The sequence below is a fragment of the Sporomusa termitida genome, from assembly GCF_007641255.1.
GTDB lineage: Bacteria > Bacillota > Negativicutes > Sporomusales > Sporomusaceae > Sporomusa > Sporomusa termitida.
Genome location: NZ_CP036259.1, coordinates 565,089 through 586,734 on the forward strand (window position 1 = coordinate 565,089; position 21,646 = coordinate 586,734).

Annotated in this window: 21 protein-coding genes; 18 read left to right on the top strand and 3 right to left on the bottom strand. The window is 49.4% G+C overall.

What is annotated here, in order from left to right:
* The first annotated feature begins 45 nt into the window (after positions 1-45).
* From atoD to SPTER_RS02500, 4 genes are all read left to right on the top strand, one after another.
* The gene (gene atoD, locus SPTER_RS02480) at positions 46-693 is read left to right on the top strand and encodes an acetate CoA-transferase subunit alpha (protein WP_144348902.1); all 648 of its coding nucleotides are present in this window, start codon (positions 46-48) and stop codon (positions 691-693) included.
* A gap of 11 nt (positions 694-704) precedes the next feature.
* A complete protein-coding gene (locus tag SPTER_RS02485; RefSeq protein ID WP_144348903.1) occupies positions 705-1,361 on the top strand; it encodes a 3-oxoacid CoA-transferase subunit B in 657 nt (218 codons plus the stop codon).
* A gap of 553 nt (positions 1,362-1,914) precedes the next feature.
* The gene (locus tag SPTER_RS02495) at positions 1,915-3,027 is read left to right on the top strand and encodes a uroporphyrinogen decarboxylase family protein (RefSeq protein WP_170233118.1); all 1,113 of its coding nucleotides are present in this window, start codon (positions 1,915-1,917) and stop codon (positions 3,025-3,027) included.
* A 60-nt stretch (positions 3,028-3,087) separates the two neighbouring features.
* Complete coding sequence (locus SPTER_RS02500) at positions 3,088-4,407, top strand: S-layer homology domain-containing protein (RefSeq protein ID WP_144348905.1); 1,320 nt, start codon at positions 3,088-3,090, stop codon at positions 4,405-4,407.
* 383 nt (positions 4,408-4,790) lie between these two features.
* Here the strand turns inward: SPTER_RS02500 and SPTER_RS25560 are convergent, their stop codons facing one another.
* Together SPTER_RS25560 and SPTER_RS02505 are read right to left on the bottom strand one after the other, a co-directional pair.
* On the bottom strand, positions 4,791-4,916 hold the full coding sequence (locus SPTER_RS25560) for a hypothetical protein (RefSeq protein WP_281289490.1): 126 nt from the start codon (positions 4,914-4,916) through the stop codon (positions 4,791-4,793).
* Between the two features lie 112 nt (positions 4,917-5,028).
* The gene (locus tag SPTER_RS02505; RefSeq protein WP_144348906.1) at positions 5,029-5,634 is read right to left on the bottom strand and encodes a helix-turn-helix domain-containing protein; all 606 of its coding nucleotides are present in this window, start codon (positions 5,632-5,634) and stop codon (positions 5,029-5,031) included.
* 209 nt (positions 5,635-5,843) lie between these two features.
* Here SPTER_RS02505 and SPTER_RS02510 point away from each other — a divergent pair, with 209 nt between their 5' ends.
* The 6 genes from SPTER_RS02510 (at position 5,844) to SPTER_RS02530 (ending at position 10,395) form a co-directional block, all read left to right on the top strand.
* Complete coding sequence (locus SPTER_RS02510) at positions 5,844-6,134, top strand: hypothetical protein (protein ID WP_144348907.1); 291 nt, start codon at positions 5,844-5,846, stop codon at positions 6,132-6,134.
* A gap of 380 nt (positions 6,135-6,514) precedes the next feature.
* Positions 6,515-6,754, top strand: a complete 240-nt coding sequence (locus tag SPTER_RS02515; RefSeq protein ID WP_144348908.1) for a hypothetical protein — start codon at positions 6,515-6,517, stop codon at positions 6,752-6,754.
* 254 nt (positions 6,755-7,008) lie between these two features.
* A complete protein-coding gene (locus tag SPTER_RS25565) occupies positions 7,009-7,143 on the top strand; it encodes a hypothetical protein (protein ID WP_281289491.1) in 135 nt (44 codons plus the stop codon).
* Between the two features lie 171 nt (positions 7,144-7,314).
* On the top strand, positions 7,315-8,232 hold the full coding sequence (locus SPTER_RS02520) for a transketolase (RefSeq protein ID WP_144348909.1): 918 nt from the start codon (positions 7,315-7,317) through the stop codon (positions 8,230-8,232).
* A 13-nt stretch (positions 8,233-8,245) separates the two neighbouring features.
* The gene (locus SPTER_RS02525) at positions 8,246-9,253 is read left to right on the top strand and encodes a transketolase family protein (RefSeq protein ID WP_144348910.1); all 1,008 of its coding nucleotides are present in this window, start codon (positions 8,246-8,248) and stop codon (positions 9,251-9,253) included.
* Complete coding sequence (locus SPTER_RS02530) at positions 9,253-10,395, top strand: RuBisCO large subunit C-terminal-like domain-containing protein (RefSeq protein WP_144348911.1); 1,143 nt, start codon at positions 9,253-9,255, stop codon at positions 10,393-10,395. The genes SPTER_RS02525 and SPTER_RS02530 overlap by 1 nt, the downstream gene beginning before the upstream one ends.
* 44 nt (positions 10,396-10,439) lie before the next feature.
* On the opposite strand, the gene SPTER_RS02535 is transcribed toward SPTER_RS02530, so the two are convergent.
* Positions 10,440-11,510, bottom strand: coding sequence for a uroporphyrinogen decarboxylase family protein (locus SPTER_RS02535; protein ID WP_211367406.1), 1,071 nt, complete (start codon positions 11,508-11,510; stop codon positions 10,440-10,442).
* A gap of 174 nt (positions 11,511-11,684) precedes the next feature.
* On the opposite strand from SPTER_RS02535, the gene SPTER_RS02540 reads away from it, so the two are divergent.
* The 8 genes from SPTER_RS02540 (at position 11,685) to SPTER_RS02575 (ending at position 21,591) form a co-directional block, all read left to right on the top strand.
* Complete coding sequence (locus tag SPTER_RS02540; RefSeq protein WP_246105449.1) at positions 11,685-12,332, top strand: corrinoid protein; 648 nt, start codon at positions 11,685-11,687, stop codon at positions 12,330-12,332.
* Between the two features lie 332 nt (positions 12,333-12,664).
* Complete coding sequence (locus SPTER_RS02545) at positions 12,665-13,168, top strand: DUF6803 family protein (RefSeq protein ID WP_144348912.1); 504 nt, start codon at positions 12,665-12,667, stop codon at positions 13,166-13,168.
* Positions 13,169-13,309: 141 nt separating this feature from the next.
* Positions 13,310-15,571, top strand: coding sequence for a DMSO/selenate family reductase complex A subunit (locus tag SPTER_RS02550; protein WP_144348913.1), 2,262 nt, complete (start codon positions 13,310-13,312; stop codon positions 15,569-15,571).
* Positions 15,572-15,581: 10 nt separating this feature from the next.
* Complete coding sequence (locus tag SPTER_RS02555) at positions 15,582-16,067, top strand: 4Fe-4S dicluster domain-containing protein (RefSeq protein WP_144348914.1); 486 nt, start codon at positions 15,582-15,584, stop codon at positions 16,065-16,067.
* 133 nt (positions 16,068-16,200) lie between these two features.
* The gene (gene acsB / locus SPTER_RS02560; protein ID WP_144348915.1) at positions 16,201-18,336 is read left to right on the top strand and encodes an acetyl-CoA decarbonylase/synthase complex subunit alpha/beta; all 2,136 of its coding nucleotides are present in this window, start codon (positions 16,201-16,203) and stop codon (positions 18,334-18,336) included.
* Between the two features lie 217 nt (positions 18,337-18,553).
* Complete coding sequence (locus SPTER_RS02565) at positions 18,554-19,813, top strand: MFS transporter (RefSeq protein ID WP_211367408.1); 1,260 nt, start codon at positions 18,554-18,556, stop codon at positions 19,811-19,813.
* A 312-nt stretch (positions 19,814-20,125) separates the two neighbouring features.
* Positions 20,126-20,845 carry a DUF421 domain-containing protein gene (locus SPTER_RS02570; RefSeq protein ID WP_144348916.1) on the top strand — a complete coding sequence of 240 codons (720 nt, stop codon included), beginning with the start codon at positions 20,126-20,128 and terminating at the stop codon, positions 20,843-20,845.
* An 83-nt stretch (positions 20,846-20,928) separates the two neighbouring features.
* Entirely contained in the window at positions 20,929-21,591 is a 663-nt protein-coding gene (locus SPTER_RS02575) for a superoxide dismutase (RefSeq protein ID WP_144348917.1), read from the top strand.
* The last annotated feature ends 55 nt before the right edge of the window (positions 21,592-21,646 follow it).

Genomic DNA, 21,646 nt, shown 5'->3' on the forward strand with positions numbered 1-21,646 from the left:
GAGCAATCCGGCTTTTCTTACCAATAAACATTGGGGAGGATATATATGTTCAAAGTTACTGCGATTGAACAGGCGATGGAAGCTGTACAGGACGGTATAACTGTTATGATTGGTGGATTTCTTGCCGTGGGAACGCCTGAAATATTGATAGATGCACTGGTAGCTAAAGGGGTAAAGGATCTCACCGTTATCGCCAATGACACGGCATTTCCTGATAAAGGCATAGGGAAACTTGTAGCTGACCGCCGGTTGAGCAAAGTAATCGTCTCCCATATCGGGACGAACCCTGAGACAGGGCGACAAATGAACGCCGGCGCGCTTCAGGTTGATCTTGTCCCCCAGGGAACGCTCGCCGAACGGATCCGTGCTGGCGGAGCCGGGCTGGGCGGTATCCTCACACCAACTGGTGTGGGGACGATTGTTGCCGAAGGTAAGAGCGTTATCAACGTTGACGGCAGGGAATTTTTGCTGGAAAAGCCCTTGCGGGCCGATGTGGCCTTGATCAGGGCGCATACTGCAGATACGGCCGGAAATCTGCTGTTTTATCGATCAGCCCGTAACTTTAACCCCTTGATGGCGATGTCTGCCAACATCGTTATCGCTCAGGCGGAAAACATTGTTGAAGCAGGCCAGCTTGATCCGGATCAGGTCATGACGCCTGGAATATTAGTGGACTGGATTGTCCAGGGATAAGGGGATTACAGATGGATGCAAAAACAATAATTGCTAAACGGGTGGCCCGGGAGTTCAAGGATGGTTATGTCGTTAATCTGGGTATTGGTATACCAACTCTGGCTGCGGATTTCCTGCCGGCCGGCGTGAACGTTACCCTTCAGTCGGAGAATGGCTTCGTAGGCCTGGCTCCCCTGGCAGGACAAGAGAATCCCGAGCTTGTAAATGCGGGGGGTAAACCCGTTTCGATTATCCCCGGCGGCGCAGTATTTGACAGCGCGATGTCTTTCGCTATCATCCGGGGCGGACATGTTGATGTGACCGTCCTTGGTGCGTTGGAGGTTGACCAGAAAGGAAATCTCGCTAACTGGATGGTTCCAGGCAAATTGGTGCCAGGTATGGGCGGAGCAATGGATCTTGTAGCCGGAGCAAAGAAGGTTATTGTGGCGATGGAACACACCGCTAAAGACGGAGTACCCAAGATATTGAAAAAATGCACCCTGCCGCTGACCGGAAAAGGCGCCGTGAACTTAATTATCACCAATTTGTGCGTGTTTGCAGTGACGCCGGCAGGACTAATTCTTCAGGAGACCGCACCAGGCGTGACGGTGGACGAAGTGCGGGCCAAGACTAAGGCTGAATTTGCCCTCTCAGATTGCGTGGCTGTCCATCCTGTTAGCAATAAATAAGGACGGTGTTTGTTATGCGTGAAGCAGTCATTGATAGTGCAGTTTGTTGTACCGCCATTGGTAGTTTTAATGGTTCTCTGACACCTTTGTCAGCGACTGAACTCGGTGGTTTAGTAATTAAGGAACCGCTTTCACGCCAAGGTTTTCTGTAGCAAAACAACGAAGTAAAGCGCATGTGTAGGGTATAAAGCCTCGCATGCGCTTTTTCGTATTACTACTCTCTAGCAGCCTTTAGATATCGCTTGCAATAAAATATTTTGCTAAAAAGATAAATAACTTGCCAAGAAGGCATAAAAAATAAACAGTAGTATTCAGCAAAAAGGTAGCAATTTTAAAAATTCGCATGATTTTTAGGAATAGTTTTCGGAATTATAAGAATTTGACGACAATAGTATTTCCGGACTACCATTATAGTATAAAAATGCATGAAGATTACAGTAAATATGTAGTTATAAATGCATCCCACGCAAAAGACTAAACTAGTCCTTGACCGCATTATCTTATTAGTTTGATGCCGGCCAAAATGGCAAATATTATAGCAAAGGAGGAGTTTATGCCGAACTATCAACAATTATTCGGGGAACGTTTTACCAGACTTACCACAGCAATCTCAGGGGGGACACCAGACCGGGTGCCTGTCGTTCTAGCTGCTGATTCTTTTTTTGCCCGGCACATGACAGTAGCCTTAGCCGATTATCTTGCAGATCTGGAGGTAAGTAGTCAAACCAATCTGAAATCACTAGCCCAGCTTGGCGAGATTGATGGTATTCAGTATTTAGTACCTTGCGTTCATGCCCTGGGAGCGGCAACTTTTGCCAAAGTAAAACTGCCAGGCCGGGAATTGCCCCCTGATGCTCAATGGCAAATTGATGAAATCTCCCCGATGTCTGTGGCGGATTATGATGTCATCTTAGATAAAGGGTTTGCCTATTATCAGCAGCAAATATTTGAAAAGTATCTGCCGTTTGCCGTACCTGATTTACAAAAGTACATATCGTCTGACTGGCAGAAAATAGTTACGAACTATGTTAATGCCGGCATTGTACCATTTAGTCCATTAATCTTTGGCGTTCCCTTTGATGTTCTTTCCAGTGCCAGGGGGATGGCTAATTTAACCAATGATTTGTATCGCATACCAGATAAGGTGGAAGCCGTATTAGATGTTATTACCACAGAACTGATTGCTATGATAAAAATGCAAAGCGAGCAGATTAAACCATTCGCTGTCTTTACCGGCGCAACCCGGTGTGCGCCGGAATATATGTCGGCTAAAATGTGGGAACGCTTTGCGCTGCCGTTTCTTAAAAGGCAGGTAGAAGCTGTAGTGGACTCAGGGGCTTATGCATTACTCCATTGGGACAATAATTGGACTCGGGCTATCGACTATTTGCGAGAGTTTCCCCAAGGTAAGTGTATCTTATCTTCTGATAGTAACACTGATTTATATAAGGCCAAACAAGTATTGAACGGTCATATGTGTATTATGGGTGATGTACCAGCAGCCATGCTTACATTAGGAACACCGGATGAAGTATATAAATACAGCCGTAAGCTGATTGCCAATTTAGGGCCGGACGGCTTCATTTTAGCTGTGGGCTGCTGTACTCCTCTTAATGCAAAACCGGAAAATGTGCAAGCCATGATTGCTGCAGCCACTGGTAAATAAAAGAGATTTAGGACCATATAGCGATACTTATTCCTAAAAATACAAAAAGGTGGGAAACTAATGAAGAGAATGTTAATAACCCTCGTTGGACTGATCGTCTTTTGCATTTCCAATTTGGCATTTGCTTCCAGCAGTACCTTTAGTGACCTTCCGTCAACGCACTGGGCCTATGCTGCCGTGCAGAAGCTGGCCGATGCAGGCATTGTCGACGGGTTTGGCGACGGTACGTTCCGTGGCGACAAAAATATGACCAGGTATGAAATGGCTATTGTTGTTGCTAATGCGTTAACTAAGGAAGATAAGGCTAATGCCGAAAACAAGGTATTATTGGAAAAGTTGTCGGCTGAGTTTTCTAAAGAATTGACAAGTCTAGGTGTTCGTGTTAAAACCCTGGAGGACAAGGATACTAATAGCTTGAAATTTTCCGGCGTAGCGCGAATCAGGCATGAATGGACCAAGAATCCACGTCCACTTGTACCTGATGACGCTTTGGGGGGGGATCCGTATTATACTGGTCAACCAACCGATAAATCGGAATTTCGTACTGCTTTGTACGTATTTATAGACAAAAAGTTTGACAGCAACAATTACTTTCACGCTACAATCGGCAATGATTCAATATCAGGAGATACGAGAACAGATAGCTCGATTCAGTTTGAGGAAGCTTATTATGCCAGTAAGAATAGTAATTTTGAATGGGCTGCCGGAAGATTTATTCCCACACTCGGCAAAGGGCTGTTGTTTAGTGCACCCTATGTAGACGGCGGCAAAGTGAGCTTTGGCAATGATGTGAAACTGACTGTTTATTCTGGTAAAAAAACCGATTATACCTGGCTGCTAGCCGATACGCAGTTCAAATTAAATGAGAAAACTAACCTATCATTTGCTTACGTTTCCAATGGAGAAGATTCCGCCACCGGTCTCGATTATTATGATTCTAAAGCAGTGGGTGTAGAATACACCGGCTTCTCTAATATCAACCTGCAAGGTGAGTATGGCGTAAATACGGCAACGAATGCCAAAGCGTTTAATGACGGGAAATCACCGAAAGGAATATATCTTAAAGCCAAATATAAGGGGGCGAATCCGTTTGCAGTAGGAACAGTAGGCGCTTGGGCAGGGTACCGAAAAGCTGACAATGGTTTTGATATATTACAATATACGGGCGCATTAAACGCTCCCAATAACTGGACATATCCTGCGCAAGGCAGCAGTGTCAACAATGTTAAAGGTTTTGAATATGGGGTTGAAGTAACAGTTGCGCCGCAGGCTATCCTTTCAGTCATCTATGGTGATTTGCAAGCTGAAAAAGTAGGCGGTTTAGGGTTAGCGGACAAGAGCCAGAAATTCTTGATTAGCCAGTTAACCTGGATTTTCTAATTAAAACATTCAGCCAACAGGGATTGGTGTTGTGAGTTCTAGGTACACCTGATGAGGTATAACCTTTAACAGACCACTACCGAGCATTTGTAATGCTGGCTGGTAGTTTTATACAAATAGCTCTAGGGAAAGCATCGTTGCTGCTAGAGGGGTGTTGATTTCAGCCCTTTGTTTTATCTGGCAGTGGCGGTGCTTTCCCATGTCTTTGCTCGCGGAGCAGCCGCTGCTGCTCTAGTGTCTTGACCACATTATCTTTTTAGTTTGATGACGGCCAAAATGGCCAATGCCCCCTAGCAGACCCCTGCCAGTATGCGTCGCCGGTGCTTCATGGCCCTTTACCATTTTGTCTTGCCCTAAAACTAACATCTAACTGTGCCAAGGCACTAGGTTGAAGGATGATTGGGACCGGTAAGATGTTTATTACCATTGATATCCTTGTTTTTGAGGTTTTTATTTTGCTCTTTGGCTCGCTGTTGTGCTGCGGAATCATTAGTGTTATTTTTCGCCATACTATCACCTCCTGGTTTATGATTTGCAGGTTCAGTGATTTACATGCATATTCGAAGAGTAACGAATTGTTTAACCGGTAGCAGACAAATACCACCGGCCCGTGGCGCGGTATTACTTTATATCTCTCATAATCTTTATTAGCTGCCCATTAACAAAAAGCTGCTTGGAGCTATAGATTTGTCGTGGGTGTTTAGGATTGTCCGGTACTAATTCAACCCGATCATTATATCGAAATACTCTTTTTAAAGTGGTTTCATTATCGACCCGGACAGCATACACTTTCCCGTTAATGATAGTAGTTGTGATATGGACTAAAACCATATCGCCAGCATATATAGTGGGCTCCATGCTATCGCCGCTGGCAAACAGATAATAATATTCACCAGCTGGTATTCCGGGGGGTAATAGCATTTCCCCTAGTTTATCCTGCTGTTCTGCAAGCGTCCTGCCGCATGGAATAGAAGCAAGTATCGGGGCTTTTTTATATTGTTCCCGATAGGTTGATATTTCCTGGGTAGCAATATTCCTGTCCAAAAGGTAATCGGTTGTTACCTCATACAGCTCAGCCAGACTTTTCAACGTACCAGGATCAGGGGAGCTTACACTATTTTCATAATTAGAAAGCGTTTTATTGTTTATGCCTGTTATTCTTTTTACTTCAATCTGCGATAAACCTTTGGCCAGACGGGCACCACGAAGTTTTGATCCCAAACTCAATAAAATCACCCCTTCTACAATCTTACAACATAATCTAAGTAGCGTAAATTCTTCTTAACATCTTGGAAATAATATTGACTTGCAATGAGAATGATAGTAGGATTAGGATATAAATCCAATTAAATGAGAAATTATGCTGGCAATACATCACAGTTAATCATTGCAAATTAGATTTGGTTAATAACCGTAAATGATAGGAGTGTGATATTATGATTGGCAGTGTTCCTGAAAATGACGAGTCTATGACCTGTTTGGAATTAATAGCAGAAATACTTGCAGACCGGGCAATTAATACTTATCGGCCAGATCGGACACCAACCTGGGAGTCTGCTAATGATAAATTATGTAGAGGCATTGATTCTTTGCCTGTTGATTTTGATGCCAGAGAAGAGCTTTATACAAAAATAGATGACTTACATGTGACCATATCTTCGCAAATGTATAAACATGGTTTTTCAGACGGTGTTCGCTTTATTATTGAAATTCTGAACAATAAGTGAAGAAGCTTGCGAGGAAGTATGTAATTTAACCGATGCAAGTGTTAAGGGTGCGAAGCCTGGGCATGATTAGCTTAACTGAAACTTAACCGGTTCTTAACCTGGGCACAGCATTTTTGCTGTACTATTAAGTTAACCCTTTTTACAAAGTTTCCTCTTTTCACTACCGTTTACTATGTAAGCGGTGTTCTTTTTTTTGTGCACCCTCAGGAGCGCCGTCGCTTTAATAGGCTATAGAAAAACAGGTTAAGGGAAACAATGAGGTAAGGTAGCTGAAAAAATATAAAGGAAAATATACGACCTTGGCGAAGTTTCCTGTATAGAGAGTGCGCAACCCTGTTGCCAATAAGAGTGCAAGCCGGAGATGGAGGGAGAAGGACATTATGGAACGAAGACTAAAAGCGGCCTTGTTAAATACGATTAACGACTATAATGCTATTGTTAAACAGATTGCTGATCCTTGCATATCTCCGGAAAGAGGCTTGCAATTATCGGCTAAAAAAGAAGCGTTGTTTCAGGTTATCCAGCATTTTGCCAAAGCAGAATATGTTGAATGTGTCGATGGGCAATGGCGAATAAAAGTTATTGTAATCATGGAATATGACGATACAGGCCAGACCTAACCGCCCTGATTCAGTACTTCGGGATTCAAAAAAGGCAGGTCGTTCCATAATGGAGCGACCCGCCTTTTTTGAATTCTGGCTAATGAGTTGGTTTGCTTAGCTGCTGATTTCCAGCAATCATTATAAAACCATCTATGGAACTGCTGCCAGATAAACCAACCGCTTAGCGCATTGTGCAGGGTAATAGTAGAAAACCTAATAAGCTGGTACGGAATGGGTATAATTTAACTAACAGGATGTTAGGAGGTATAGGTATGTTAAGTAATGCATGGTTCGCGTTTGGGCTGCTTATTACCGTGGTCATTGTTGAGCGATTGATAGCTTCCATTGTGCTGGCTTGTGTTATAAAGTATTATGACTGGGATGATAAACATGCCAAACGACAGTGATAAAATGTGTTGGCCTGCAGGCTGCAGCAAAGTTCTTGCAGAACTTTGCTGCAGCCTAAAAATTTTTATTGGGCGGCAGGGGACCGGCGGTGATATTGACTGTCTGCTGTATTCACAATACAATGAAATAAGATAAATTGAATGAGATTAGGTTAACAGGGAGTGAAGCTGATGGCTTGCATAAACGATCACTGGCAGTCGCAGGTCAGACAGGTTGCGCAGGGGATTAGACGCCGGGTTATGGAGCACACGGTCCGCAATCATGGCGGCTATCTGAGTCAGGCCTGTTCGGCGGCTGAGATTCTGGCTACTTTGTACCTGCGGATTATGCATCTGGGCAAGACGGAAAAAGCGCTGGTACCGGCACCTTTCGCCGGTGTACCCGGCCCTGACAATAGCGCAGCGTTTACCGGTGCGCTGTTTAACGGGCCCCGGGGACCTGAATATGACCGGTTTATTTTATCACCCTCCCAGTATGCGCTGGTTTTGTATGCCCTGTTGATTGAGACCGGCAGAATGGATCCTGCCGGTCTGGAGCAGTTTAATGTGGACGGTTTTACTGTAGAGATGATTGGGGCCGAGCATTCGCCGGGGATGGAGGTTATGACCGGTTCTCTCGGACAAGGCCTGAGCCAGGCCGCCGGGATCGCCATGGCCCGCCGACTAAAGGGCGAGTCAGGCAAAGTCTGGGTGTTTATGTCTGATGGTGAATGGCAGTCAGGCCAAAACTGGGAGGCTTTGCAGGCCATTACTCATCATAAACTTGATAATATCGGTATTTATGTGGATGTCAATGGCCAGCAGTGTGACGGGGCGATGTGTGATGTTATGGCGATTGAACCTTTTGCCGACCGGCTCACGGCTTTCGGCGCCAGGGTATATCAGGTGGATGGTCATAATTTGGACGCGCTTGTCAGGCCGGTGCTTGAGCCCGGTTGTGCTGGGAAACCGGTTATTGTATTAGCGGACACAAAGCCCTGGCAGGGCATCGACATTCTAAAAAAACGGTATCCGAAGCTTCATTATGTCCGCTTTGCCAGCGGTGATGAGCAGGCAGAGTATGCCGGCATTTTGCAAACTATGCTGTAGAGAGGCGATAACTGTGGAGATTTTATCAAAAGTGCATGCCCGTAACTTTGTTATGTGGGCTAAAGATAAACCAACGGTTTATGTTCTGTCGGCTGATCTTACCAGTTCAACCGAGGCTGATCTTTTTCGTGATGCCTATCCGGAACGCTTTCTGTCTATGGGCATTGCCGAGCAGAATATGCTCAGTTTCGCCGGCGGCATGGCCAGGGAGGGCCTGCATCCGTTTATCCATACCTTTGCTGTCTTTATCTACCGCCGGGCGTATGATCAGATTGCGGTTTCGGTAGCTTACCCCAATCTGCCGGTCCGTATGATCGGATTTCTGCCAGGCGTGACCACCCCGGGCGGGGCAACTCATCAGGCCATTGAAGACATTGCCGTAATGCGGGCATTGCCGAATATGACTATTTTTGAATGCGGTGATGCCACTGATGTCGAAAGCGTGCTGGACGCAGCCCATAAGGTTGACGGACCTGTCTATATCCGGATGCTGAGAGGGGAGATTCCTCGCTTGTTTGCGCCCACAGATACGATTCAATTTAACAAAGCGCGTCTGATCAGCCGCGGCAGTGATCTTACCGTGTTATCAACAGGGATTTGTACCGAAGAGGCTATGCGGGCCATACAGGTGTTAGAAAAACGCGGCTTGTCGGTACAGCATATGCATATCACCACCTTAAAGCCTTTTAGTGATGCTGCGGTGATGACAGCGATTGCCCGGTCGCGGTATGGTGTAATAACCATGGAAAACCATTCCATCATCGGCGGTCTGGGGACTATTGTCGCCGAGCAGATGGCTGAGGCCGGGATTGGCAGGAAACTGGTCCGGATTGGCCTGCAGGATACGTTTGTTCATGGTGCCAGCAGGGCCTATCTAATGCACAAATATCGACTGGATGCGATGGCGCTGATTGATGAAGTACAGAAACTTGCAGGGCAGAATTTTTCCATATCAGAGGCTGAGCTGGCGCAGGTTTATATTGCCCCTGGGCACAGCGACGCCAAGCCGGAGGCTTTATAATGATATCAGGAGAGCGTTTTTCCGTAATCTACCGGCTAATAAGCGCTGACGAGCAAGAGGCACGGCAAAAAGCCTGGGCTATCTGCCTGGAACAGACGGTTGAGTTTCCGGAGGAGCTGGTGCCTGCCGGAATGATCAGGGATGATATTGTCGGGCGCATCGAGGCGTTAGCCCCAATAAGTGCTGGCGTCTATCAGGCTGTTATCAGCTATGCGGTTGAGACGACCGCGAATGAATTTACGCAGCTGCTCAATGTTGTATTTGGCAATATCAGTATTAAACCAGGAATACGGGTAGAGCGGCTGGCACTGCCGCAATCGTTGCTGAGCCAATACTGCGGTCCCCGCTTTGGGCGGGAGGGTCTGCGGGAACTTCTAGGTGTAAGCGGCAGGCCGCTTCTGTTTACAGCCCTGAAGCCAATGGGGCTTAGCCCTGCCCAACTGGCCGACATGGCCTATAAGTGTGCAATGGGTGGCATTGATATAATCAAGGATGATCATGGCCTGACAAATCAGGTCTTTGCGCCCTTTCGGGAAAGGGTAACTGCCTGTGTGGCAGCAGTAGAAAAAGCCAATGCCCGGACCGGCCGCCAGACCATTTATGTTCCCAATATTACCGCACCGGCCAATGAGGTGGTAGCACGCGCTAAACTGGCAAAAACACTGGGCGCTAAAGGCGTGATGCTGTCACCGGCTATTACCGGTTTGGCTGTAATGAAATTTTTAGCCGATGATGCGGAATTTGGACTGCCGGTTATTAGTCACCCGGCCTTTCAGGGCAGTTATGTGACAGCTCACGATAACGGGATATCTCATTTTGCGTTATTTGGTCAAATCACCCGCCTGGCTGGCGCCGATATTGTTATTTATCCAAACTTCGGCGGCAGATTCTCGTTCAGCCGGGAAGAGTGCCAGGACATTGCGCGCGGAACCTGCGTGAATATGGGGCAGATCAAGCCGATCTTTCCCAGCCCGGGCGGTGGCATGAGCCTGGACCGTATCGGGGAACTGATGGCGGTATACGGCAATGAGGTTATTTTCCTGGTTGGCGGCGGGTTATTTAAACATGGTCCTGATTTAGAAGAGAACTGCCGCTATTTCCTCGACATGGTCAGTAATTTTTCCAATACCGGCGACAACTAAAAAGGCTAAGTTTACCTGTCAGGGTGAACTTAGCCTTCTCTTGTTTATGCCAGCTTGGCGGGATCAATTGGCCATTTGCCATAATGACGGGCGGCGTCCATCATCGCCAGAACATTAGTGGCAGGGGTGCCTACCGGCAGGCCGCAGCCACTGGATAAAATGAACCCTTTGGGACTATCGCCGGCTTTACGCAAACATTCTTTGACTTCGGCGGCAACCGCTTGCGGGCTTCCGCGCCAGAGGGTAAAAGGCTTTACATTGCCTGCCAGACAGGCTCGGTGGCCTGCTTTAGCTTTTGCCGCCGCCAAATCAATCTGATTGTCTAAACTTAGCACTGTTGCCCCGGCATCAACCATATCATCCAGAATGCTCATCGTATCACCGCAGATATGAACAAACGGACCACTGCCACAGTGCCGGCTGATACGATCAGCATATTGCTTAAGGTAGGGCTTGGCAAACTCCCGGAAATGCTTATCGCTGATCAAAGTCCCGGAGGCGGTGGGTTCGGCGATGCTTGGTTTAATGCCCATTGTGCACAGTACATCGATAAAGAGCAGGGCGTTATCGGTAACGTATTGCAATAACCGGTGCACCATGTCCGGGTTGCGGTACATGTCCCGCAGGAAATTGTCTGTGCCCCGGACAGCCGCGGCGGTGGTAATGGGACCGCCAAGTGAGCACCCCACCGCGGCACGTTCCTGTACCGCGTCCTGGACAAGTTTGAGGGCTTCGAGTATGATTGGCAATCGTCCTGACCGGCAGGGGTCGATCAACTCGAGCTGAGCGAGATCCTGGTATCCTGAAATGGCCGGCGAGCAAACAAAGGGAATGCCGTCATCAGGAAACGTTAATTTGGTGCCAATGGCCTCAGCCAGGCCGAACAGGCCGGGGCCGGAACCGACCGAGTCTGTTTCGTAGGTTTCAAACGCATTAATCTGAGCCTGGGCCATTAAGGCGGCTGAATGATAATACTGGGACATCGGCCCGCCCGCCAGGCCATAGGCATGATCGGTAACTAACGGCATACAGGGTATTCGATCTATGGGCTTGCCGGCAGCAAAAGCTGTAAGCCGCTCCCTGGGCGTCATCTCGTCTTGCCAGTTGGTTTTCAAAGCAGCATTCCCCCAAATCCTACCACAGTACAGTTACTATGGTTAAATATCATACATTACAATAATGATTATCTTTGTTTCAACAAATTCCTTCCAGTCAAGGAAGGAATTTGCTGAAAAATATAGAAAAATTCTATAAAATATCATGATAATATATTGAAGAGAGGTCTGGGCGTGAAAAGACAAGAAATTTTAGCTGCGCTGGCAACCACCGTTGTTGAGATGGATGAGGACGGCGCGAAAATAGCAGCCCAAGCGGCGATTGACTCCGGGATGCCGGCTTTCGAGGCCATTGCCGAGGGCTTGGTTAAAGGCATGAATATTGTTGGTGACAAGTACGAGGAACAGGAATACTTCATACCGGAAGTGCTGCTTTGTTCTGATGCCATGATTGCCGGTTTGGCAGTGCTCCAACCGTATTTACCCAAGGACTACAATTGTGGTGCTAAGAAGGTAGTCATTGGCGTTGTTCAGGGTGATACGCATGACATTGGTAAAAATCTTGTAAAAATTATGCTGGAGACAGCCGGTTTTGAGGTATATGATCTGGGCCGCAATGTACCGCTTCGCACTTTTGTTGACAAAGCTGAGGAGTTTGGGGCTACAATAGTTGCGATGGCTACCTTGATGACTACAACTATGGATGGTATGCGCACGGTTATTGAGGAATTAGAGCACCGTGGCCTTCGTGATAAAATCACGGTTATTATTGGCGGCGGACCTATCTCGCAGGTTTTTGCCGATGAGATAAAAGCAGACCTGTATGCGAAAGATGCCAATGTTGCGGTGCGAAAACTCAAAGCCCTGACAAGTAATCTCTGATACCAGCAGTATGGTTTACTAGACCGAGGTGGAAAACCTGCCAGTGTTGAGTAGAAAAAATAATAGAGAAAACCCAAGGCCTCTGTAGCTCCTGCCGGACTTGACGCAATCAACTCCGTTATAGTTGTCCAGGGAAATGTAGATCCTAAGCCGGCGATTGCCCTTGAGGATAATTGCGTACTCACATTTTTGATCGTCACAGGCAGGGGCTTGCGGAGCATTGAGAGTAAAATTCAGTGACCTTTAACGATTTGTTCACAGGATCTTCACAATTTACTGCTACAATTACCTCAAGGTACTCAGTAACAGTAACTTGAGGAGGAAAATCAATAATGAACATGACCCATTATATGGAGCTTCTGGCTGTAAATCAGCCCTGGAATCTCATTATCTATATGGTGATTCCGGTTGCTCTGGCTGAAGCCCTGGTGGCGACCGAGTTTTTTGTGGTATTCAACAAAGACCGGGCCGGCGGTGCCCTCCGCACAATCAACAAATACATCGGCATTGTGCTCGGTTTCTATTTCCTCGGCATATTTCTGAACCTGATGATTACAGCCGTGCCGTCCATGCCCTGGCGCGGGGCTGCCGACAAACTGGCAGTCGGTTCCTATTTAAGCGGTGTGATTCCGCTTATGGGGATAGCCCTTTTAGAACTGGGGGTTATTGGCGGCGGTAAAACCGGAGACGAAAAATTAAAGCTGCATTTTATTTTGCTCACCGTATTCCTGGTTGTTGCTCATATTGCCATGATATTCGGTATGGTTGACCCGGCGATCATGGGCTGGGATCCCCATACTGCCCCGGCCCCCCTGCAGCACAATATGCCTCATTAGTAAGCAGAATTGCCTGATCCCTTGCAAACAGGGCAGGCAATTTCTGTCTGTTGCGGCGGCAGTTTCAGAACCTTGCCTCTTGCCGTTAAAGGCTGTACAATTGACAACATAGAGCAGCAACCGACAGAAGGCGGGATATTGATGAAGGCAGTCCCAGTTGATGAAAAACTAATTCCTACGTCCTGTATTCATAATTGCAGCGGCCGCTGTTTTCTCCACGCCCACGTTAAAGATGGTGTCCTGGTCAGGCTGTCACCGGGCGAGCAAGGGCCGGAAGCCCCTGATTGTCCCCAGACCAAGGCCTGTCTGCGGGGGCTTGCCCAGCGGCACTGGCTGGAACATCCGGACCGCCTGCGGTATCCCCTCAAACGGATTGGCCCGCGGGGAGAAGGCCGGTTTGCCAGGATCAGCTGGGAAGAGGCTTTGACAGTTATTGCTGCTGAAATGCAGCGGATTAAAACAACTTATGGCAATAGTGCCATCTATTTGAACTATGGCACCGGGGTTTACGGACAAATCAGTGATGCCTATGTCACCGGCGATGGCCAGGGGGCCTTGCCGAGATTTTTAAATATGTTTGGCGGCTATCTCCGGTATTACAATTCTTATAGCGCCGCCTGTTACACGGTGGCTGCCCCCTACACGTACGGAACTGTGGAAGGCCAGTCCCCTGCTGATCTGCCGAATGCCAAACTGATTGTTCTGTTTGCCGACAACCCGGCTGAAACCAGGATGGGAGGGGCCAACACCCCCTATTATTTAAGCCTGGCCAGAGACAAAGGCGCTAAAATTATTGTCATTGATCCCCGCTATAGCGATACGGCTGCCAGCCTGGCTGACGAATGGATTCCGGTAAAGCCCACGACCGATAATGCGCTGATTGCCGCCCTGGCCTATGTGCTGATGGCCGAGCAGCTGGTGGATCAGTCATTTTTGGACAGGTACTGTCTGGGCTATGACGAAGAACATATGCCGGCCGGCATTCCGGCCGGTAACTCTTTTAAAAGCTATATCTTAGGGCTGGGTGAGGATAAGACGGCCAAGACACCGGCCTGGGCGGAGGCGGTTACCGGCGTGCCGCAGGCGGACATTGTCCGCCTGGCCCGGGAGATTGGGCTGACCAAACCCTGTGCCCTGCTGCAGGGGCTGGGCTGGCAGCGGCATGCTTATGGGGAGCAGCCGGTAAGAGCGCTGCCGGTTTTGGCGGCTATGACCGGCAACATCGGGATCAAAGGCGGCGGCCCGGGGCTGCGGCCGGGCGGCCACAAGCTGCTGATGGGCTGGATGCCGGCCGGTACAAATGCGGTAGCGGCCCAGATCCCGTGTTTCACCTGGACCGAGGCCATTGTCAACGGCAAGCAGATGACTGCCGACCAGGGGGTGCGGGGGGTGGACTGTTTAGGCACTAATATCAAGCTGATCTGGAATTACGCTTCCAACACCTTAATCAACCAGCATGCGGATATTAACGCCACGGCCAGGATACTGGCCGATGAAAAGCAATGCGAATTTATTGTGGTCCATGACCTGTTTATGACGCCCAGCGCCAAATTTGCCGATATTGTGATGCCTGATGTCAGCCATTTTGAACGGGAAGATATTGTGACTTTTTCCTCCGGCATTGCCTATGCCATTTATCATCAAAAGGTCAGCGAGCCGAAGTTTGAATGCCGCAGCATCTATGATATCTGCAGCTGCCTGGCCGACCGGCTGGGGTTTGGCCCCGAATATACGGAGGGTAAAAGCGAGCAGGACTGGCTGCGGGAGTTTGTAAAAGTCGCGCAGTCACATGACGGTGAGTTCCCGGCTTTTGAGGAATTCCGCCGCCAGGGTATTTATAAACAGCAACCGGATAAGCCGGTGATTGCCTATGAGCAACAAATCCGGGAGCCGGGGGCCGCCCCCTTCGCGACCCCTTCCGGGAAAATTGAGCTTTTTTCACCGCGGTTATGGGCGCTGAAAACCCCGGAGATACCGGCTGTTCCCCAATACATACCGGCCTGGGAGGGACCGGAGGACCCGTTGCGCAAGCGCTATCCCCTGCAATGCATCGGTTATCACTCTAAGCGCCGGGTCCATTCCACGTTCGAGAACATTGCTTTGTTAGAGGCGGTAGAGCCGCATGCCCTGTGGCTTAATCCGGCCGACGCAAGCCTGCGGCAACTGGCCGCAGGCGATAAAGCCAGGGTATTTAATGACCGGGGCGAACTCATCATCACCGTCAGGGTGACCCCGCGGATTATGCCGGGGGTTGTGGCCATCCCCCAGGGGGCGTGGTGGACTCCGGATGCCGGGGGGATCGATCAGCGTGGTTCAATCAATACCCTGACAAAATACCGGCCAACGCCCCTGGCCTTTGGCAATCCCCAGCATACTAACCTGGTGGAGGTTGCAAAACTCTGAGGAGGACAGCATGAGCGGTCAAATTAATTTTCAGTTTCGTCAGGACCGGTGTGTTGGCTGCGCCACCTGCCAGCTTGCCTGTACAGAAAAAAATACCCTGGCACCAGGGCAATCATTCCGGTGGGTGCAGGAATTTGCCGGCGGTGGCTACCGCCAGAGCGGCCGGGGGCTGAGCAATAACGTCTATGCCTATTGGCGGTCTACGGCCTGCCGGCATTGCTGCCAGCCGGCCTGTGTCCGGGCCTGCCCGGCGGGGGCGGTCATAAAGCGACAGGAGGATGGGGTGGTACTGATTGACCAGCAGACCTGCACCGGCTGCCGCCAATGTGTTGCCGCCTGTCCCTATAGGGCTGTGCAGTATGATCAACAGCGCCAGCAGGCCCGGAAATGTGATTTTTGTGCCGATCTCTTAGCCCGCAGCGGCCAGCCGGCCTGTGTTGCCGCCTGCCCGATGCGGGCCTTAACCGTTACTTTTGTCCCCGGCCGGCATGGTTAGATTATAAACTGCACATACTAGCTGTTAGTATAGCAGAGAAGTTGAATTTTCCTAATTTTGCAGGAATATGACGGAATTTCTAGAATTATAGCCTATAAGAAAAAAATAACATACTCTTGAAGGAGGTTAGCAAATGTCTAAACAAATCTGTGAACTGGCTTTCCAAGGCGCAACAACTGCTGTAGGTGTTGCCGAAAATCTCCTTAATGAAGCTATCGAAAAGCATGGTGCTGAAGCACCGGTAAAGTATCCGGACACGGCGTATAAACTGCCGGTGATTACCGCTTTAAGCGGCGAGGATATAACGACTTTAGGGGAACTTGTCCCTGTTTTACAGCGTATCAAGGCCAACAACCTGCGTCCTGAGCCTGAATTAGGCAATGCCCTGCTGTCAGGGGAAGCAACATTATACGCCGGCGAAATTATTGAGGCCTTACGTTATCTCGGCGGTGGTAAACCCGACGAACCGCCGTATACCGGTTTTTTATCCGACCCTGTCCTGCGGAAATTCGGGGTACCGCTGGTTGACGGCACGATTCCCGGCATTGCTGTTATTACCGGCAAAGCCAAAGATGCCCAAGCCGGTGCCCGGCTGATTAAGGACCTGCAGTCGAAAGGCATCATGATCATGCTGGTCAATGACATCATTGAGCAGTGTATTGAAGAAAATATTAAAGTCGGCGCTGATTATATGACGTTCCCGCTGGGAAAATTTACCCAGATTATTCATGCCGTCAATTTTGCCGCCCGGGCCGGTTTGGCCTTCGGCGGTGTTCCCAAGGGCGCCCGTGAGCAAATGCTGGACTATCAAAAACGGCGGGTACCGGCCTTCGTCATTGCTTTGGGCGAACTGGACGCAGTCACGATTGCCATTGGCGCCGGGGCTTTATTTATGGGGTTCCCGATCGTTACCGACCAGGATTTGCCGGCTGAACTGCAAATTCCCGAGCTGCTGGAAGCCCAGCCGGATTATGACAAAATTATTAAACTGGCCCTGGAACTGCGCGGCATTAAACTTAAAATTGTTGATATCCCGGTCCCCATCACTGTCGGCCCGGCTTTTGAAGGCGAAACCATCCGGAAAAAAGAAGCCTGGGTTGAATTTGGCGGTGGCCGGTCGCCGGGGTTTGAGCTTGTGCAAATGGGGGATGCCGATCAGGTCGAAGACGGCAAAATTGAGGTTGTTGGCCCGGAAATTGATGAAATGCCGGAAGGCAGTGTTTTCCCGCTGGGGATTATTGTTAGAATCTTTGGCCGCAAGATGCAGGAAGATTTTGAAAGCGTACTGGAACGCCGCATCCATTACTTTATCAACTACGGCGAAGGCCTGTGGCATGTTGCCCAGCGCGACCTGTGCTGGCTGCGGATCAGCAAAGGCGCCAAAGAGGCCGGCTTCAAAATCCGCCATTTCGGCGATCTGCTTATTGCCAAATTTAAGTCCGATTATCCGGCCATTGTCGACCGGGTAGAAGTGACCCTGCTTACCGATTTGCCGGCTGTTGAGGCAAAGATTAAAATAGCCCGCGAAAAATACCAGGCCCGCGACGCCCGTCTGAAGGGCCTGACCGACGAAACGGTTGACACTTTTTATTCGTGCACCCTGTGTCAGTCCTTTGCGCCCAATCATGTCTGCATTGTTTCCCCGGAACGGGTTGGCCTCTGCGGGGCAGTTAGCTGGCTTGATGCCAAGGCCTCCAATGAAATTACCCCCACCGGCCCTAATCAGCCGATCGCCAAAGGCGAATGCCTTGATGAGGAAAAGGGCATGTGGCACAATCTTAATGATTTTCTCCATACTGCCTCCAACCGGACACTGGAAGAGGTTAACCTGTACACCTTAATGGATAAGCCAATGACGTCCTGCGGTTGTTTTGAGGCTATCATGGCGATTTTACCGCTGACCAACGGCGTTATGATTACAACCCGCGAGCATGCCGGCGACACCCCCTGCGGCATGACCTTCTCGACCCTGGCCGGGACCTGCGGCGGCGGTGTACAGACTCCGGGGTTTATGGGGATCGGGCGCCGCTATATCGTCAGTGCCAAATTTATTCCCGCCGATGGCGGGCTGGGCCGCATTGTCTGGATGCCTAAAGAGCTTAAGGAGTATCTGAAGGATGAACTGACTGAGCGGGCTGTCGCTCTCGGCCTGGGTGCCGATTTCATTGACAAGATTGCCGATGAAACCGTGGGGACCACGGAGGAAGAAATTATGCCGTTCCTGGAAGAAAGAAAACATCCGGCGCTGACGATGCCGCCGTTAATGTAAGCTGACCATACCTGCATATTCTAGTAACCCCGCAGCAACGGGCTGCGGGGTTACTTTTATCCCAGCAATTCATAAAGGGCAAAGTCTATGTCGAGGGGATAAGAAAAATCTAGACCCAAAAGGGCACAGACGGCTTCTGCCGGCTTGGCATAAGCCAAGTTTTTCTAATCAGGTTATGTTTTAACAAGGACTTTTGGCAGAACCTATGGAATTGTAGATGAATCCTAATCGCGGTTTGAAGGGGGCTATTATTCTGACTACATCGAAGCAGGTTCAGTCGGCCTGGCTGTTAATGCTTAGCGCGGCGGCCATATTAATGATTACTATGGGAGCCAGGCAATCAGTAGGTCTTTTTGTTCACCCGCTGGATGCAGCTACCGGCCTGGGCATCGTTTCCATTAGTTTTGCCCTGGCGATCGGCCAGTTTATGTGGGGCCTGGCCCAGCCGATATTCGGGGCCATCGCCGATAAGAAAGGGTCCTATCATGTGCTTGTTTTTGGCACTCTGCTGCTGGCCGCCGGGCTGGCGCTAACCCCCCTGGTACAGTCTGAATGGTCGCTCATCCTGACCATGGGTATATTAAGCGCCGCCGGGGCGGGGGCGGGAAGCTTCTCGGTGCTGATTGGCGCCACTTCCGGGCAGCTGCCTGTGGAAAAACGCGCTTTTGCCGGCGGCTTTATTAACGCCGGCGGCTCGCTGGGCCAGTTTGTATTTGCCCCGTTGCTCCAGGTCATCATCAGTATGTTTGGCTGGGTAGCGGCTATCCTGACGATGGCGGCCACAACCCTGCTGACAATTCCCCTGGCCTCGGTGCTTTGCCGCGGCTCTTCGGCAGCAGTACAGGCCGCAGCCGCTCAGGCACCGGCAGTGGGGTTATACCAGCAAGTCTGCCAGGCTATGCGCAATCCTAGTTATTTATGTTTGCACGCCGGGTTTTTTACCTGTGGCTTTCATGTTGCTTTTTTGGTAACCCATCTGCCGGGGGAGGTCGCTTTATGCGGCCATGCCGCCAGCGTTTCTGCCGCCTCGCTGGCGCTTATCGGCCTGTTTAATATTGCCGGCAGCCTCCTGGCCGGGGCGCTGGGCACACGGTATCGCATGAAGTATATACTTGCGGTCATGTATGCCAGCCGGGCGGTAATGATTGTCATGTATCTGCTGGCCCCGAAGACACCGCTTACCTTCTACATATTTGCCGCCGGGCTGGGCTTCACCTGGCTGGCTACCGTACCGCCGACAGCCGGGCTGGTGGGCAAGCTTTTTGGTACCCGTTACCTGGCCACTCTATTTGGCCTAACGCTCCTGACTCATCAAATGGGCGGCTTCCTCGGGGCCTGGCTGGGAGGGCTGGCCATGGCCCAGGACGGCAACTACCAGTGGATGTGGTATGCCGATATGCTGCTCGCAGTTTTGGCAGCGGTCGTTAATCTGCCAATTAAGGAAGCCAAAATGGCTGCTAAGTTAGCAACGGCGTAACTCAATTGCTTATGATATTCCTATTGGTCCAACTAGAGTATTAAGACACTCTGTATTAAGCCCTGAAAAAAGGGCTGTCTCCTTCCCGCTAATAGGATTATGCAGCCACTTGCTTTCACAGGCAAATACTCCAGGCGATGAAAGAGAGAGCCCAAACACCGGAGCAATAAGGCCGCAAAAATTTGAATTTGTTTAATGATTATCAATGCGGCAATTACTGAATTACGATATAACTTATAAAAACAGAAGGATATCTTGCCTGCGCTTTGTGAAGCCTATACAGGGGAAGGCGTTGCAAAGGAGGAAGCTATTATGGAATGGCAGGAGTATATTCGCGATACCTGGCAGACCACGCTGGTATTTTTAAGCCTGCTGGTTTTTACCCGGTTTCTTGGCAAAACCCAGGTCGGCCAGCTAACCTTCTATGAATATGTAAGCGGTATAACAATCGGTTCCCTTGCTGCCAATATTGCCGCCGCCGATGTGGATAAAGTGTGGAACCATTATTATGACATGGTCCTGTTTGTCGCCTTAACCTATGTACTATCACTTATTACCATAAGAAGCCGTCCGCTCAGGAAACTAATTGACGGCTCGCCGACGATTGTGATCGAGAATGGGCGTATTATTGAAGCCAACATGCATAGCCTGCGCTATGATCTTGATGAGTTGAACGGGCACTTACGTCAGCAAGGGATTTTGGATCCCGCTGAAGTACAATACGCTATTTTGGAAACTACAGGTGATTTAAGTGTAATAAAAAAAGCTGATTATCAGCCCTTAACTAAAAGTGATTTTAATATTCACCTGCCTAATCCTTCGTTCCCGCTGGAGCTAATTATGGATGGGGTAATCATTGAACATAATTTACATAAACAGAACTACTCGCAGGCCTGGCTGGAAAAACAATTAGCGGCCAGGAACATCCACGATCTGTCTGAGGTGACCTATGCCGGCATTGACTCGAAAGGGCAGCTGTTTATTAACCGCAAAACCCACTCAGGTTATCCAAATAAAAGTAGTGAAGAATAAGGTAATCGGATATTGTCACAGCTTTTGCATTCGCCAATATAATATAACAACAGATAGGTTAAGGAGACAGGAGGTTTATGCCGATGGCAAATCAAGCTTTGCGGCGCTATGTTCCCCCGGGCAAGCATAAGCTGCCGCCATTGCCCTATCCATACAATGCCCTTGAACCGGTTATTGGCGCCGATACCATCAGGATCCACCACAACCATCATCACAAAGCGTATGTGGAGGGCTTAAATAAAGCCGAATTAGCGCTGGTGGAGGCGCGGCGGCGCAGTGACTTCACATATGTGAAATATTGGGAAAATGAACTGGCTTTTAATGGTTCCGGACATATTCTGCACAGCATTTACTGGACGATTATGGCCCCTGTGGGCTGTGGCGGTGAGCCCGGCCCGCGTACGTTGAAAGAAATCAATAAATATTTCGGGAGCTTTGACAGCTTTATTGAGCAGTTTGCCACTGCCGCCACCAGAGTGGAGGCCTCCGGCTGGGGGATACTCGTCTGGAATCCGGCGTGGAATCACCTAGAGGTTCTGATTGCCGAGAAACATCAAAACCTCACCCAGTGGGGCGCTATCCCGCTGCTTGTGCTGGACGTATGGGAGCATGCCTACTATCTTGATTATCAATATAATCGCGAGGCCTACGTACAGGACTGGTTAAAACTAATAAACTGGGTCGAGGTTGAGAACCGTCTAATCCTGGCAACGCAAGGCCGGCTGCCTTTATTACTAACAGAGTAAATAGCTTTTTCCGTAAAACAGCATCATATTCCTTATAAAGGAATATGATGCTGTT

Coding starts and splice junctions, on each gene's coding strand:
- atoD (WP_144348902.1), top strand. CDS start 46: ATGTTCAAAGTTACTGCGATTGAACAGGCGATGGAAGCTGTACAGGAC.
- SPTER_RS02485 (WP_144348903.1), top strand. CDS start 705: ATGGATGCAAAAACAATAATTGCTAAACGGGTGGCCCGGGAGTTCAAG.
- SPTER_RS02495 (WP_170233118.1), top strand. CDS start 1,915: ATGCCGAACTATCAACAATTATTCGGGGAACGTTTTACCAGACTTACC.
- SPTER_RS02500 (WP_144348905.1), top strand. CDS start 3,088: ATGAAGAGAATGTTAATAACCCTCGTTGGACTGATCGTCTTTTGCATT.
- SPTER_RS25560 (WP_281289490.1), bottom strand. CDS start 4,916: ATGGCGAAAAATAACACTAATGATTCCGCAGCACAACAGCGAGCCAAA.
- SPTER_RS02510 (WP_144348907.1), top strand. CDS start 5,844: ATGATTGGCAGTGTTCCTGAAAATGACGAGTCTATGACCTGTTTGGAA.
- SPTER_RS02515 (WP_144348908.1), top strand. CDS start 6,515: ATGGAACGAAGACTAAAAGCGGCCTTGTTAAATACGATTAACGACTAT.
- SPTER_RS25565 (WP_281289491.1), top strand. CDS start 7,009: ATGTTAAGTAATGCATGGTTCGCGTTTGGGCTGCTTATTACCGTGGTC.
- SPTER_RS02520 (WP_144348909.1), top strand. CDS start 7,315: ATGGCTTGCATAAACGATCACTGGCAGTCGCAGGTCAGACAGGTTGCG.
- SPTER_RS02530 (WP_144348911.1), top strand. CDS start 9,253: ATGATATCAGGAGAGCGTTTTTCCGTAATCTACCGGCTAATAAGCGCT.
- SPTER_RS02545 (WP_144348912.1), top strand. CDS start 12,665: ATGAACATGACCCATTATATGGAGCTTCTGGCTGTAAATCAGCCCTGG.
- SPTER_RS02550 (WP_144348913.1), top strand. CDS start 13,310: ATGAAGGCAGTCCCAGTTGATGAAAAACTAATTCCTACGTCCTGTATT.
- SPTER_RS02555 (WP_144348914.1), top strand. CDS start 15,582: ATGAGCGGTCAAATTAATTTTCAGTTTCGTCAGGACCGGTGTGTTGGC.
- acsB (WP_144348915.1), top strand. CDS start 16,201: ATGTCTAAACAAATCTGTGAACTGGCTTTCCAAGGCGCAACAACTGCT.
- SPTER_RS02565 (WP_211367408.1), top strand. CDS start 18,554: ATGAATCCTAATCGCGGTTTGAAGGGGGCTATTATTCTGACTACATCG.
- SPTER_RS02570 (WP_144348916.1), top strand. CDS start 20,126: ATGGAATGGCAGGAGTATATTCGCGATACCTGGCAGACCACGCTGGTA.
- SPTER_RS02575 (WP_144348917.1), top strand. CDS start 20,929: ATGGCAAATCAAGCTTTGCGGCGCTATGTTCCCCCGGGCAAGCATAAG.